Consider the following 14,247-nt stretch of genomic DNA (forward strand, 5'->3'; position numbering starts at 1 on the left):
TTGTGGTTTTGGATGGACTCGCGGCCTATCAGCTTGTTGGTGAGGTAATGGCTCACCAAGGCGACGACGGGTAGCCGGCCTGAGAGGGTGACCGGCCACACTGGGACTGAGACACGGCCCAGACTCCTACGGGAGGCAGCAGTGGGGAATATTGCACAATGGGCGCAAGCCTGATGCAGCGACGCCGCGTGAGGGATGACGGCCTTCGGGTTGTAAACCTCTTTCAGTAGGGAAGAAGCGAAAGTGACGGTACCTGCAGAAGAAGCGCCGGCTAACTACGTGCCAGCAGCCGCGGTAATACGTAGGGCGCAAGCGTTATCCGGAATTATTGGGCGTAAAGAGCTCGTAGGCGGTTTGTCGCGTCTGCCGTGAAAGTCCGGGGCTCAACTCCGGATCTGCGGTGGGTACGGGCAGACTAGAGTGATGTAGGGGAGACTGGAATTCCTGGTGTAGCGGTGAAATGCGCAGATATCAGGAGGAACACCGATGGCGAAGGCAGGTCTCTGGGCATTAACTGACGCTGAGGAGCGAAAGCATGGGGAGCGAACAGGATTAGATACCCTGGTAGTCCATGCCGTAAACGTTGGGCACTAGGTGTGGGGGACATTCCACGTTTTCCGCGCCGTAGCTAACGCATTAAGTGCCCCGCCTGGGGAGTACGGCCGCAAGGCTAAAACTCAAAGGAATTGACGGGGGCCCGCACAAGCGGCGGAGCATGCGGATTAATTCGATGCAACGCGAAGAACCTTACCAAGGCTTGACATGGGCCGGACCGGGCTGGAAACAGTCCTTCCCCTTTGGGGCCGGTTCACAGGTGGTGCATGGTTGTCGTCAGCTCGTGTCGTGAGATGTTGGGTTAAGTCCCGCAACGAGCGCAACCCTCGTTCCATGTTGCCAGCGCGTAATGGCGGGGACTCATGGGAGACTGCCGGGGTCAACTCGGAGGAAGGTGGGGACGACGTCAAATCATCATGCCCCTTATGTCTTGGGCTTCACGCATGCTACAATGGCCGGTACAAAGGGTTGCGATACTGTGAGGTGGAGCTAATCCCAAAAAGCCGGTCTCAGTTCGGATTGGGGTCTGCAACTCGACCCCATGAAGTCGGAGTCGCTAGTAATCGCAGATCAGCAACGCTGCGGTGAATACGTTCCCGGGCCTTGTACACACCGCCCGTCAAGTCACGAAAGTTGGTAACACCCGAAGCCGGTGGCCTAACCCCTTGTGGGAGGGAGCTGTCGAAGGTGGGACTGGCGATTGGGACTAAGTCGTAACAAGGTAGCCGTACCGGAAGGTGCGGCTGGATCACCTCCTTTCTAAGGAGCACCTACAAGCACTCCATGCCGTGTATGCGGGGTGGATGGGTTTGTCAGGAGTAACGCCCGTTGCGCAGACGCAAGTTCTGCGGCGGGTGCTCACGGGTGGAATATCAGCAAATAGCGGCCGCTGCGTTTTTCTGCGGCACCCAGTACGGATCCCTCTTCGGGGGTGGTCCTGGAACGGTGCGGCGGGGGGATGGGCGGTTTAGTGTTTGGCACACTGTTGGGTCCTGAGGCAACAGGACCGGCTTGCCGCGGCCCTTTTGGGTTGTGGCTGTCCGGGACTTGTGTTTCTGGTTTCCTGGCTGCACCGAGCATACGGTTGGTCCCTTTGCGGGGGTTCGTGTGGGGTGTGTGGTACGGGGTTGTTGTTTGAGAACTACATAGTGGACGCGAGCATCTTTTATAAGAAGCAATTTCCAAGAATATGAACCTGGATCTGTCCGGGCTGCGCTCACCTCTTTGGGGTGTGGTGTCCCGGGTGGTTTTCATGGTTCTCTCGTGAATTACTCCTTGATCTTTTGTGGTCAAGTTTTTAAGAGCACACGGTGGATGCCTTGGCATTAGGAGCCGAAGAAGGACGTAGGAATCTGCGATAAGCCTGGGGGAGTCGATAACCGGACTGTGATCCCAGGGTGTCCGAATGGGGAAACCCCGCCGAGCGCGCGAGTGACTCGGTGACCCGCATCTGAACACATAGGGTGCGTGGAGGGAACGCGGGGAAGTGAAACATCTCAGTACCCGCAGGAAGAGAAAACAATAGTGATTCCGTCAGTAGTGGCGAGCGAACGCGGATCAGGCTAAACCGTTCCATGTGTGATAGCCGGCGGGCGTTGCATGGTCGGGGTTGTGGGACTTTCCGTACTGTCTCTGCCGGGACAGTGAGGTGAGAGTGCTGGCATAGGTGAACGGTCTTGAAAGGCCGGCCGTAGAGGGTGTGAGCCCCGTAACCGAAATGTTGAGCACCGCCTGGGAAGTATCCCAAGTAGCACGGGGCCCGAGAAATCCCGTGCGAATCTGTCAGGACCACCTGATAAGCCTAAATACTCCCTAATGACCGATAGCGGACCAGTACCGTGAGGGAAAGGTGAAAAGTACCCCGGGAGGGGAGTGAAACAGTACCTGAAACCGTGTGCTTACAATCCGTCGGAGCCTCCGCAGCTTGCTGTGTAGTGGTGACGGCGTGCCTTTTGAAGAATGAGCCTGCGAGTTAGTGTTACGTCGCGAGGTTAACCCGTGTGGGGAAGCCGTAGCGAAAGCGAGTCTGAACAGGGCGTTGCAGTGGCGTGATCTAGACCCGAAGCGAAGTGATCTACCCATGGCCAGGTTGAAGCGACGGTAAGACGTCGTGGAGGACCGAACCCACTTCAGTTGAAAATGGAGGGGATGAGCTGTGGGTAGGGGTGAAAGGCCAATCAAACTTCGTGATAGCTGGTTCTCCCCGAAATGCATTTAGGTGCAGCGTTGCGTGTTTCTTACCGGAGGTAGAGCTACTGGATGGCTAATGGGCCCTACAAGGTTACTGACGTCAGCCAAACTCCGAATGCCGGTAAGTGAGAGCGCAGCAGTGAGACTGTGGGGGATAAGCTTCATAGTCGAGAGGGAAACAGCCCAGACCACCAACTAAGGCCCCTAAGCGTGTGCTAAGTGGGAAAGGATGTGGAGTTGCGAAGACAACCAGGAGGTTGGCTTAGAAGCAGCCATCCTTAAAAGAGTGCGTAATAGCTCACTGGTCAAGTGATTCCGCGCCGACAATGTAGCGGGGCTCAAGTACACCGCCGAAGTTGTGGCATTCAGATATTAGCTAAGCCCTTGTGGTTCAGGCGTCTGGATGGGTAGGGGAGCGTCGTGTGGGCAGTGAAGTCGCGGTGGAAACCAGCGGTGGAGCCTACACGAGTGAGAATGCAGGCATGAGTAGCGAAAGACGGGTGAGAAACCCGTCCGCCGGATGATCAAGGGTTCCAGGGTCAAGCTAATCTGCCCTGGGTAAGTCGGGACCTAAGGCGAGGCCGACAGGCGTAGTCGATGGACAACGGGTTGATATTCCCGTACCGGCGAAAAACCGCCCATGCTGAACAGGGGATACTAACCGCCCGAAACCTGCCCTAGCACCCTTTGGGTGTGTGGGTTTTGGTGGAGCGCGGGACCTGATCCTGGGAGGCAAGCGTATTAACAGGTGTGACGCAGGAAGGTAGCCGAGCCGGGCGATGGTTGTCCCGGTCTAAGGATGTAGGGCGAACGGTAGGCAAATCCGCCGTTCATGGTGCCTGAGACCCGATGGGACCCCCGTATGGGGGGATTTGGTGATCCTATGCTGCCGAGAAAAGCATCGACGCGAGGTTTTAGCCGCCCGTACCCCAAACCGACACAGGTGATCAGGTAGAGAATACTAAGGCGATCGAGAGAATTATGGTTAAGGAACTCGGCAAAATGCCCCCGTAACTTCGGGAGAAGGGGGGCCCCAACCTTGAACACCACTTGCTGGTGGGAGGGGATCGGGGCCGCAGAGACCAGGGGGAAGCGACTGTTTACTAAAAACACAGGTCCGTGCGAAGTCGCAAGACGATGTATACGGACTGACTCCTGCCCGGTGCTGGAAGGTTAAGAGGACCGGTTAGCCGCAAGGCGAAGCTGAGAATTTAAGCCCCAGTAAACGGCGGTGGTAACTATAACCATCCTAAGGTAGCGAAATTCCTTGTCGGGTAAGTTCCGACCTGCACGAATGGAGTAACGACTTCCCCGCTGTCTCAACCATAAACTCGGCGAAATTGCAGTACGAGTAAAGATGCTCGTTACGCGCAGCAGGACGGAAAGACCCCGAGACCTTTACTATAGTTTGGTATTGGTGTTCGGAGTGGCTTGTGTAGGATAGGTGGGAGACGTTGAAGCCCGGACGCCAGTTCGGGTGGAGTCATCGTTGAAATACCACTCTGGTCACTTTGGACATCTAACTTCGGCCCGTAATCCGGGTCAGGGACAGTGCCTGATGGGTAGTTTAACTGGGGCGGTTGCCTCCTAAAAAGTAACGGAGGCGCCCAAAGGTTCCCTCAGCCTGGTTGGCAATCAGGTGTCGAGTGTAAGTGCACAAGGGAGCTTGACTGTGAGAGAGACATCTCGAGCAGGGACGAAAGTCGGGACTAGTGATCCGGCGGTACATTGTGGAATGGCCGTCGCTCAACGGATAAAAGGTACCTCGGGGATAACAGGCTGATCTTGCCCAAGAGTCCATATCGACGGCATGGTTTGGCACCTCGATGTCGGCTCGTCGCATCCTGGGGCTGGAGTAGGTCCCAAGGGTTGGGCTGTTCGCCCATTAAAGCGGTACGCGAGCTGGGTTTAGAACGTCGTGAGACAGTTCGGTCCCTATCCGCTGCGCGCGCAGGAAATTTGAGAAGGGCTGTCCTTAGTACGAGAGGACCGGGACGGACGAACCTCTGGTGTGTCAGTTGTACTGCCAAGTGCACCGCTGATTAGCTACGTTCGGATGGGATAACCGCTGAAAGCATCTAAGCGGGAAGCTCGCTTCGAGATGAGATTTCCATACACCTCGTGTGTGAGAGGCCCCCAGCCAGACCACTGGGTTGATAGGCCGGATGTGGAAGCGAGGACTAACGACTCGTGAAGCTGACCGGTACTAATAGGCCGATAACTTACACCACACACCCCTTCCGTGAACGGATTCAAAAGACGTTCACACCAGGAACGGGTACAAAGAAACAAGACTGCTTGCGTCCACTATGTGGTTCCCAACCAACAAACCCGTTGCTTGAGAACCGTTCAACTGAATAACAACACCACACATGTTGTAACCACACAGATTTCCCACCCCCACCCCTTCACCGGGGCCCAGGGTGCGGAGCAAGGGTTACGGCGGTCATAGCGTGGGGGAAACGCCCGGTCCCATCCCGAACCCGGAAGCTAAGACCCACAGCGCCGATGGTACTGCACCCGGGAGGGTGTGGGAGAGTAGGTCACCGCCGGAACACCATTCAGGTCGAGGACCCCCAACCACAGGTTGGGGGTCCTCCCGCATTTAAGCCGGCTCTTCAAGGTTCGTGGTGAAGGGCCGCAGAGCCGCCGCGGAACCTGTATCCTGCTCACCAGCGCCGCGAGAGACGCAGCCTGAACACCCTTCAGCCGGTCAACCTGCCACGAACCGCGACGGGCCGCTAATCTGGGGGCACCTCAAAGCAAAGGAGCGTCCCATGGGCAAGGTAGTCATGAACGGCTCGGTGTCGGTGGACGGCTTCATCGCGGACGAAAACGACCAGCCCGGACCGCTGTTCGACTGGTTGTCCAGCGGTGACGTGCCGTTGGACGAGAGCGGCGAGTTGAAGGTGTCGCAGACGTCCTACGACTACACCCGGCCGTACTGGGACGAGATCGGGGCGACCGTCGTCGGCCGCCACGTCTTCGACATGACGGACGGCTGGGACGGAAAGCCTCCGGGCGGGATCGACCACGTAGTCGTCGTGACGCACCGGCCCGAGCCCGAGGGCTGGGACCCCGAGGCGCCGTTTCACTTCGTCGACGGCGTCGAGGCAGCCGTGGCCAAGGCGCAGGAGCTTGCGGGTGACCGCCTGGTCGAGGTCGCCGCTGGAGACGTCGGTGGCCAGGTGCTTGCCGGGGGCCTGATCGACGAGGTGCGCATGGACGTCGTGCCCGTCGTGTTCGGGTCCGGTAAGCGCTACTTCGGGTCGGTCCACACGCAGCACCTGTTGGAGGATCCTGACGTGGTGATTCAGGGCAACAGGGTGGTTCACCTGCGCTATCGGGTGCGCCGTTGACCGATCTGAGCGGGTAATCGAAAAAGTACACTGCGAACGGTGACACAAGATCGGGCCTCCGCTCGCTGGCCTACCACCCGCACGGCTGCCCGCCATACCGACCTGGTCCGCCGGGGCGATGGTGTCGCGCCGATACGGCGGCGCTGGAACGGGGTTCTCGGACCGTTGGGGCCGGACGGTCATTCAACCTTCTTAAACGAGTCGGCCGGGCACGCTGTGGGCGTGCCCGGCCGGTGTCCGGGGGTTGTTCGGGTGGGCTTATGACCGTGATTCAGCAAGAGCCGGTGCGGTCTCGGCGCGGTGGGCTGGCGGTTGTGCGCGCCGGTTGAGCCACATTTCGAAGACGTCGCTGGTGTGCCATTCGAAGGAGGCGAGGACTGGTGTGCCGTTCTCGTCGTAGTCGACCTCGTCGAAGTAGAGCAGCGGGACGCCGTCTTTGACTTGGAGCTGTGCGGCTTCAGGGGGGCCGGCGAGGACGGGGAGGAGTTTGGCCCGCCCGTTTCTGACCCCGTGGTTGACGTTTTCGAGCAGGTCGAACAGCGACGGGCCCAGGTTGCCTTTGATCGCTTCGGGCACGAGGGCCAGCGGCACCCGGTCCACGCTGTAGACGACGGGGCGGTCATCGGCGAACCGGACACGTTCGACGACGACGACCGCGGCTCCGCGGTCCAGGCGGAGCCGGGCCCGGTCGCTGTCGTCGGCGGGCTGCACGCTTTGTGAGACGATCCGGATGCTGGGGGTGAACCCGGCGGCCTGGATCATCGCGGTGTAGCTGACGTTCAGGTCCAGGGCGTGGCGCTGCGGGACCCGGGTAACGTAGGTTCCCTTGCCGTGGAGGCGGGAGAGGTACCCGGCGTCGATCAGGGCCCGGTAGCCTTCGCGGACGGTGGCCCGGCTGACGGCGAATTTCACGGACATTTCATCTTCGTTGGGGAGCCGGTCGCCGACGACATACGTGCCGTTGCTGATGAGCTCGGTGAGTTCATCTCGAACCTGTTCTGCAAGATTTGGCCGGCGACCTGCCATGGTGTCCTCCCTGTGACGATGAATCCAGTGTAATAGCCGATGGGCCCGCGTTAGACCCTTACGCCGTCGTGCGCGAAGGCCAGCGCGGTGCGGACCTGGGACACGACATCCTTCTCGCCGGGCAGCTTGCCGTCGAAGATGGCCGCGCCGATGGTGAAGCCCCACGCGCCGGCCTCGGCGAGTCCGCGGATCTGGGCCTCGGTGACGACCGAGCCGGCGGCGATAGTGGGCCCGTCGACGACCTTCGCGACGGCGGCGGTGAGTTCCAGCGGGTCAACGGAGGTGTGGCGGTAGGCGAGCAGGTCCACGCCGTGGACGCCGTCCATTTTGGAGAGTTCGGCGGCGTGCGCGGTGATTTCCTCGATGGAGCCCAGCAGTGCGCTGGGGTGCCCGGCGACGCGGCCCGGGAAGGGGGCGAATTTGATGCCGGTGCCGGCGAGCTTTTCGATGGCCTCGGCGGCGAACTTGCCGCCGACGATCCAGTCCACGCCAGCCGCGATGGCGGCGTCGACGGAGTCCATTTCGTCGGCTTTGTCCACCGAGACGATTTCCAGGTAGACCACCAAGCCGGCGGCGTGCGCGGCGGCGGTGAGCTCGCGGGCCCTCTCGGCGGTGGCGCCGACGTCCTTGAATCCGATGTGGCGCAGTCCGGTGTCCTTGACCTGCTCGAGGACCTCGAGGGCGTTGTCGACAGTGCGGTCGTTGTGGGTGAGCATGAAGATGAATTCAGACATTGTTCTTGATCTTTCTGGGTCGTGGGTGGAGCGTTTTTGGGGGTTGGGTGCTGGGTGGTTCGTGGGGTCAGGCTGCGATGAGTCCGCGGACGTCGTCGAGGACGTGGGTTGGGTGAATCGTTGAAGCGGCGAGATGGTCATGGGTCGTCGCTCCGGACATCACGAGGACCGAGGCCATGCCGGCGTTCAGGCCCATGGCGACGTCGGTCAATAGCCGGTCGCCGACCATTACTGCCTCGTTGGCGGGGACGCCGAGCCGGTGAAGGAAGGCGTTGGCCATGTGGGCGCTCGGCTTGCCGACAATCGCCTCGGCGCGGCCGCCGGTGCATGCCTCGATGGCCGCGAGCATGGCTGCGCAATCGGGGAGGCCGCCGTCCGGGGTGGGGCAGTACGGGTCTGGGTTCGTGGCCACGATGACGGCGCCGGCGTTGACCGCCTGGTAGGCCCGGGTGAGTTTGTCGTAGTCGAAGGTCCGGTCGAAGGAAACAACAACTACGTCGGTCTCCGCCGGGTTTTCGGTCACGGTGAACCCGGCGCTACGCAGCGAGTCGATGAGTACCGGTTCGCCCACGGCCAGGATCCGTGCTCCCGGATGACGTCCGGTGAGGTACAGGCTGAGGGCGTCGAGCGCGGAGATCACGTCGTCTGCAGTGGCGGGGATGCCGAGTTTGGTCAGTTTCGCTGCGTAGTTTTCGGCGGTTTCGAGGGGTTTGTTGGTTACGAACACCACCCGGGATCCGAAGCCGCGCAGCGTAGCCACGACGGTGTCCGCGCCTTCGATGAGATCGTCACCGAGGTAGAGCGTGCCGTCCAGGTCGAAGGCGTAGCCCCGGTACAGCGGGGTTGTCCCGGTCCGGTCCGCTTCTTCTGTGGCGAGTACTTCAACGGGCATCATTGCCCTCCTTCCGGCTCCTGAGAGCCTCTAATACAATTCTAACGCTAGACGTCTAACGACTCAGGTTTTGAATGCGGTCTCAATGCATTTCTTATGCGGTAGGCGTGCGGCCGCCTGCCGGGCCGGGGGCTGCTGTGGTTGCAGCGGCCCCCGCCAGGCAGTCAGGGCGGCTCAGGCCTGTTTGGTCAGGCTTCGGTCAGGGCATGGTCGGTCAGTGCGAGTTCTTCTTCGGCGGTGTAGTTGCCGACGCGCTTGCGGCCGACGGCGAAGTAGTAGGCCATGAACGCGGCGACCATGATGGCGCCGATGACGAAGGCGAGCGGGAAACTGACCAGGGCTGCGGGGATGAGGATGCCCGCCAGGACCAGGGCGATCCACATCGTGACGCGTCCGCCGCGGGCCTTGTAGGGCCGGTGCAGTTCGGGGCGCTTCTTCCGCAGCACCAGGGCTGCGGCCATCATCAGCATGTAGGACACGGCCGCGACGAGTACCGACAGCGTCACCAGGACCGGGATGGCGTCCGGGAGGATGGTGGCGCCGAGGACGACGAACACGAAGCCGACGACACCGGGTACGACGAGCGAGCCGATCGGGGCGTGGTGCTTGTTGAGCTTGGACAGCGATGCCGGCAGGTAGCCGGCCCGGGACAGCGCGAAGGTCTGGCGCGAGTAGGCGATCACGATTGCGTGGAACGAGGCGACCAGGGCCGCGAGGCTGAAGCTGGCGATCACCGGAACGATCCAGGCCTGGGATCCCACGACGTTGGACAGGGCCACGGTCAGCGGCGCTGCGGCGCCGGGGAAATCGGACCCGCCGACGCCGGCGGCGACCGTGAGGGTGCCGATGCCGACCACGGCCAGGGTGAGGAAGGCCATGACCAGGGCCTTGGGGATGTCCTTGGCCGGGTTCTTGGTCTCTTCGGCGGCCATCGGGAGGCTCTCGATGGCGAAGAAGAACCAGGCAGCCAGCGGCAGGGTGGCCCAGAGTCCGCCGATACCGTTGGGCAGGATGGCCCCGCCGGAGTAGGCATTCAGGTTATCCAGTGACATCTTCGGGGCACCGATGACCATGAAGACAATGAGGCCGATGACCGCGACCGCAGTGAACACGAACTCGATCTTCATCGAGTTCCCGGCGCCCAGCAGGTGGATCACGGTGGAGCCTATGTAGAGCACCGCGGCGCTGACCAGGATCGGTACATCGGGGAAGAGGACCTGCACGTACGCGCCGACGGTCAGCGCCACCGCGACCGGGGCAAAGACGAACTCGAGCAGTACGCTCACCCCGGCCAGGTAGCCCCAGACCCGGCCGAGTGCCGTGCGGACGTAGGCGTAGGCGCCGCCGGCGTGCGGCACGGCCGCGGACAGTTCACCGATCACGGTCGAGAGCCCGGCGTAGAGCAGGCCCATGATCGCGATCGCGATCAGGTAGCCCCAGTAGCCGGTAAGCCCAAGGCCTGCGTTCCACCCGTAGTAGTCGCCGGAGATGACGGCGCCCACGCCGATACCCCACAGCAGTACGGGGCCGGCAACCTTGTGGAGTTTCTTCTTGCCCTCCGCCTGAACGGGGGAAATTGTAGCTGTTTGTGACACGTACCTGCTCCTTTGCGGGTTGTATCGATTTGAAGGGAAAATCCCATGGGTATCCGGCGGCCCGGCGTGCCGGGCTGGTGTGCCGGCAGGGCCGGTACCGGTGGTTGGTAGCCGGTGCCGGGCCGCCGCGGGGGCGGCTGGCCCGGCCTTTCTCATGACGGCCTTGGCTGGTAGTTGCCGGGGGAGCGACGTTGCTCCCCCGGGCCCTCTGGCCTCTGCCCGCCTGCGCGGCTTGTGAATTAAGCATAGCAAGTCGTTAGACGTCTAACAAGTAAAAGTTTTCAAGTATTTTTTGGAACTTGGTTGTGGCGATGGTGGGGCCACCGAGGTCATAGAAATCAGGGATTTTCCGGTGGGACCGCACGGTCCTGCCGGACGATGGCTCACCAGGGCGCGCCGCAATCCCGGGACGCTGTGGTGGTGTCCCGGGAATGCGGCGGGTGGGCGCCTGGGTGTTGCGGCCGGGGGATTAGAGGCCTGCGCCGATCCGTTCTGCCTCGGACAGCGCTGCCAGAACATCCGTCGCGGTCCATGCGCCCGTCAGGTAGGCGAGGTCGGCGATGTTGAAGCGGTTGCGCATGAGGTGGCAGTTGGTGAGCGCCCAGATAACGTCGTCCTCTTTGCTGGCGTTTTCGAGCTCGGAGAACCGGGTGGGCGCGCCGGCGGCGCGAAGTGCCGCGACGATGGCTTCCGGTTCTCCCAGCAGGCCGGAGAGTACCTCGGCGTGGGCCCGCCAGGATTCGACGGCGTCAAGGATTTTCGTTCCGGCGTCGACGGCGCGCAGGTGTTCGAGCTTTTTGGAATAGTCGGACCAGCACTCGTTGCTCGTGGCGCCGGCCTCGTCCATCCAGTCAAAAGCTTCCCGCACCGTGCGCTCGGCGTCGGCTGAATCGGGGAGCCGGAGGGTTCCGATACTTCCTGCGCGGAGCCGCTCGTTCATCTTTCGCCACAGGATCGCGACGATGACGGTCGCGACGCCCACCTGGGCGCCGTGGTGGGCAGTGTCCTTGCCCCGGGCGGCGTTGGCCATGTCGAGCATGTGGCTCACCACGTGTTCCATGCCGGAAGACGGGGAGGTCTGTCCCGCGACGCCCATCGAGAAGCCGCTCAGCGTCACGAACTTGGCCAGCGTGGCCAGGGCTTCGGGGTCGGAGGATCCCACGCCTTCGGCCAGGGCCAGGAGTTCGGTGCCGTAGCGGCGTGTCATGGTTGCGGCTTCGGCGGAGAAGCCGCGGTCCATGTCGACGAGTGAGGACAGGTACCAGTCCGCGGGGGCGGTGAACATGGAGATCATGTCCCCGAGCCCGGAACGGTTTAGCACGGCCGGCGCTCCCTCCAGGACATTGCTGTCCACGACCAGGGCGCTGGGCCAGCCGGAGTGTGCCGTTCGCTTCACGCCGTTGATCAGCAGCACGGACTGGTCGTCGGCGAAGCCATTGACCGAGGCGGCGCTTTGTACGACGACGTGGGGCCGGTCTCCCGCCGCGACCTTGCCAATATCGCAGAGCGTGCCGGAGCCGATGGTGACCACAACATCGGCGCCTGCGCAGCCGGCGGTGGCGTTGCTGACGGTAGGTTCGTCGGCGTGGACGTGGCCGGGGAGGACCACGGTGGTTACGGTGCCGAGGGTTTCCAGGAGGCCGGTGACGGCGGGCTTGAGGTAAGCGCCGGAGCCGGTGGTGTAATCGTCCTCGTCGGTAAGGAGCGCGATGGTGTTGTGTTCCGGCAGGGCGGCGACGATGTCCCGGACGGAGTCCAGCACGTTCGGGCCGATGATGACGTGGTCGAGGCCGACCAACGGGTGGGTGAGGTAGCGGTCGAGATCAGACGAGAGCGTCATGGGATTCCTTCTGGGGGATTGATTCAATTGCATCGAAGAGGGAGCGGTATTCCTGGTACGCCGTTTCAAGAGCCTCGGCGTGGGCTGGTTCGGGGTCGATGGTGGCGGGATCAAGCTCCACCACCGCGTCAACTGCTGATTCGAGGCTGGGGAAAGTGCCTGCGGCAACGGCGGCGAGTAATGCCCCACCCGTTGCGCTGGTCTCTTCGGTCAGCACCTTGGAAATCGACGTGCCGCACAGAGTCGCCTTCGCCGAAAGCCACAGCGCGCTGCGGGCTCCGCCACCAACTACCCGGACCGACTGCGCGAGGCCCATGGCGTCGATTCGGTCGTAGATGTCCCGGAACGCAAAACAGTTCGCCTCGATGATCGCGCGGGCCAGGTCGGCGGAGCCATGGTTCATGGACAGCCCGGAGAACGTTCCCCGCAGGGAGTCGTTCCACCGAGGCGCCATCGATCCGGTCAAGGCCGGGATGAAGCGGACTCCGCGGGCTCCTGGCTGTGATTGCGCTGCAAGGTCAAAGAACTCCTGCTGGCTGATGCCAAGCACGTTTTTGGCGAACCACAGCGTGTTGCCGCCCGAAACGAATCCGGGATTCTCGATCAGGTAGGTGCCGTCGACCGCGTGCGCATGCGTTTCGACGAGTTTTGTCTCGTCGAAGACGGGTACGTTGCTCGAGACGCCGACCGGCTCGGCCGTGCCCAGGATATCGACGACCACACCGGGGCGGACGCCCCCCGCGCCCAGGCATGAGGCGTGGTCATCGCCTGTGCTGACCACGACCGCACACTTGGTCGTCAGGCCCAGCGCGGCGGCGGCCTCCGCGGTCAATGTGCCGGCCACATCGGTGGCCCGGCCAATTTCCGGGAGCTTTGCCCGGTCCAGCCCTGCCGCATCGATGAGTTCATCGCTCCAGTCCCGGGCCACCACGTCATAGAGGAGCGACGAGGATGAATTGGCGTGGTCCTGGATGGAGCGGCCGGTCATCCACGCGACCGCGTAGCCGCCCACCGAAGGCAGCGACGCGGCCAGGGCGTAGACCTCCGGTTCGTTGTCGGCCAGCCACATGAGCTTGGGTCCGGTGTGCGAGGCGTCCAGGTTCAGTCCCGTCCGGGCGAACAGGCGGTCCGGATCGATCGCGCGGCCCAGCCGGGCCACCTGCTCGGTCGCCCGCCGGTCAAGCCAAATAATTGCCGGCCGCAGCGGGCGCATGTCCCAGTCCACCGGAACCACCCCGTCCACCTGGCTCGACAGCCCGATGTGCGTCACCTCCGCCGGGCTTACGCCTGTCTTGGCCAGCACCGCGCGCACGCTCGAGGCGATGCCGTACCGGTAGTGCGCCGGATCCTGCTCCGCCCAGCCGCTGTGCGGGTGCGCCATCGCGTAGCCGGTGTTCGCCGTTGCGACGATGCCACCCTCGGGCGACATGAGCACAGCCTTGGCGCTCTGCGACCCGAGATCACATCCGATTACAAATCCCAATGAAATACTCCTTTGTATCCCAGTGGCCGTCCCCTGAAGCCATTACCGTCTGCACGAGTCGTCAGACGTCTAATAACTAGGTTAGAGGGGAGTTTTGTGATCGTCAACTCATTGATCCGACCGCCCGGACCAGGCCTGCTGCAGGAAGCCGCTCGGCCTGCTCCGCCTGGGACTTGTTTCACGCCTTAGATCCCAGTGGCGGGCGGTTGTGAGTCTTGCCACCGCGGGGCCCCAATGATGTGATGCCGTTAGCCGGTGGCTGGTTGCTCGCCTAGAATTGGGGGAGATGTACGGACTTCGAAGCGCTTGATTTCGGGTTGCGTAGGAAACGAAACACGGAACAGAGCGGCTGCGATTGCGCCAGTGGTCAGCTCGCAACAGGAGGATCCCAGCATGGCTGAGCACAACGACGGCAACCGCGGCGGCAAAGCCCGCGACAACTCCGGCGGAGCCCCTTACCGCGGCACGAGCAACTCGGGCGGCGATCCGCGCGGGTTCCGTTCCAAGGAAGGCCGTGACGGCAAGCCGTACGGTGACCGTGATCGTAAGCCGTATAGCGGTGGTGACCGTAAG

8 protein-coding genes and 3 rRNA genes are annotated in these 14,247 nt (G+C 62.4%); 5 read left to right on the forward strand and 6 right to left on the reverse strand.

Going from position 1 to position 14,247, the window contains the following annotated elements:
- The 4 genes from ACFVTM_RS07680 to ACFVTM_RS07695 all read left to right on the forward strand — a co-directional run.
- Nucleotides 1-1,314, forward strand: a 16S ribosomal RNA gene (locus ACFVTM_RS07680); the annotation flags it as partial.
- Between the two features lie 528 nt (nt 1,315-1,842).
- Nucleotides 1,843-4,976 (forward strand): 23S ribosomal RNA (locus tag ACFVTM_RS07685).
- A gap of 207 nt (nt 4,977-5,183) precedes the next feature.
- Nucleotides 5,184-5,300 (forward strand): 5S ribosomal RNA (rrf, locus tag ACFVTM_RS07690).
- A 222-nt stretch (nt 5,301-5,522) separates the two neighbouring features.
- Nucleotides 5,523-6,104, forward strand: coding sequence for a dihydrofolate reductase family protein (locus tag ACFVTM_RS07695; protein ID WP_390202827.1), 582 nt, complete (start codon nt 5,523-5,525; stop codon nt 6,102-6,104).
- A gap of 258 nt (nt 6,105-6,362) precedes the next feature.
- On the opposite strand, the gene ACFVTM_RS07700 is transcribed toward ACFVTM_RS07695, so the two are convergent.
- The 6 genes from ACFVTM_RS07700 to ACFVTM_RS07725 all read right to left on the reverse strand — a co-directional run bounded on the left by ACFVTM_RS07700 (nt 6,363) and on the right by ACFVTM_RS07725 (nt 13,674).
- Nucleotides 6,363-7,130 (reverse strand): GntR family transcriptional regulator, encoded by a 768-nt coding sequence (locus ACFVTM_RS07700; protein ID WP_390202828.1) that lies wholly within the window; start codon nt 7,128-7,130, stop codon nt 6,363-6,365.
- Between the two features lie 50 nt (nt 7,131-7,180).
- The gene (locus ACFVTM_RS07705; protein ID WP_390202829.1) at nt 7,181-7,864 is read right to left on the reverse strand and encodes a hypothetical protein; all 684 of its coding nucleotides are present in this window, start codon (nt 7,862-7,864) and stop codon (nt 7,181-7,183) included.
- Nucleotides 7,865-7,931: 67 nt separating this feature from the next.
- A complete protein-coding gene (locus ACFVTM_RS07710; protein WP_390202830.1) occupies nt 7,932-8,759 on the reverse strand; it encodes an HAD-IIA family hydrolase in 828 nt (275 codons plus the stop codon).
- Between the two features lie 185 nt (nt 8,760-8,944).
- Complete coding sequence (gene eat, locus ACFVTM_RS07715; protein WP_390202831.1) at nt 8,945-10,351, reverse strand: ethanolamine permease; 1,407 nt, start codon at nt 10,349-10,351, stop codon at nt 8,945-8,947.
- Between the two features lie 469 nt (nt 10,352-10,820).
- On the reverse strand, nt 10,821-12,191 hold the full coding sequence (locus ACFVTM_RS07720) for an iron-containing alcohol dehydrogenase (protein WP_390202832.1): 1,371 nt from the start codon (nt 12,189-12,191) through the stop codon (nt 10,821-10,823).
- Complete coding sequence (locus ACFVTM_RS07725; protein WP_390202833.1) at nt 12,175-13,674, reverse strand: FGGY-family carbohydrate kinase; 1,500 nt, start codon at nt 13,672-13,674, stop codon at nt 12,175-12,177. The genes ACFVTM_RS07720 and ACFVTM_RS07725 overlap by 17 nt, the downstream gene beginning before the upstream one ends.
- Before the next feature lie 393 nt (nt 13,675-14,067).
- Between ACFVTM_RS07725 and ACFVTM_RS07730 the strand changes: the two genes are divergently transcribed.
- Nucleotides 14,068-14,247 (forward strand): hypothetical protein (locus ACFVTM_RS07730; protein ID WP_390202834.1); only part of this gene is annotated, 180 nt, incomplete at its 3' end.

The organism is Arthrobacter sp. NPDC058130 (assembly GCF_042884475.1).
GTDB lineage: Bacteria > Actinomycetota > Actinomycetes > Actinomycetales > Micrococcaceae > Arthrobacter.

Excerpts from the sequence above, each read along its gene's own strand:
- ACFVTM_RS07710 (WP_390202830.1), bottom strand. The coding sequence starts at position 8,759 with ATGATGCCCGTTGAAGTACTCGCCACAGAAGAAGCGGACCGGACCGGG.
- ACFVTM_RS07705 (WP_390202829.1), bottom strand. The coding sequence starts at position 7,864 with ATGTCTGAATTCATCTTCATGCTCACCCACAACGACCGCACTGTCGAC.
- ACFVTM_RS07720 (WP_390202832.1), bottom strand. The coding sequence starts at position 12,191 with ATGACGCTCTCGTCTGATCTCGACCGCTACCTCACCCACCCGTTGGTC.
- ACFVTM_RS07700 (WP_390202828.1), bottom strand. The coding sequence starts at position 7,130 with ATGGCAGGTCGCCGGCCAAATCTTGCAGAACAGGTTCGAGATGAACTC.
- ACFVTM_RS07695 (WP_390202827.1), top strand. The coding sequence starts at position 5,523 with ATGGGCAAGGTAGTCATGAACGGCTCGGTGTCGGTGGACGGCTTCATC.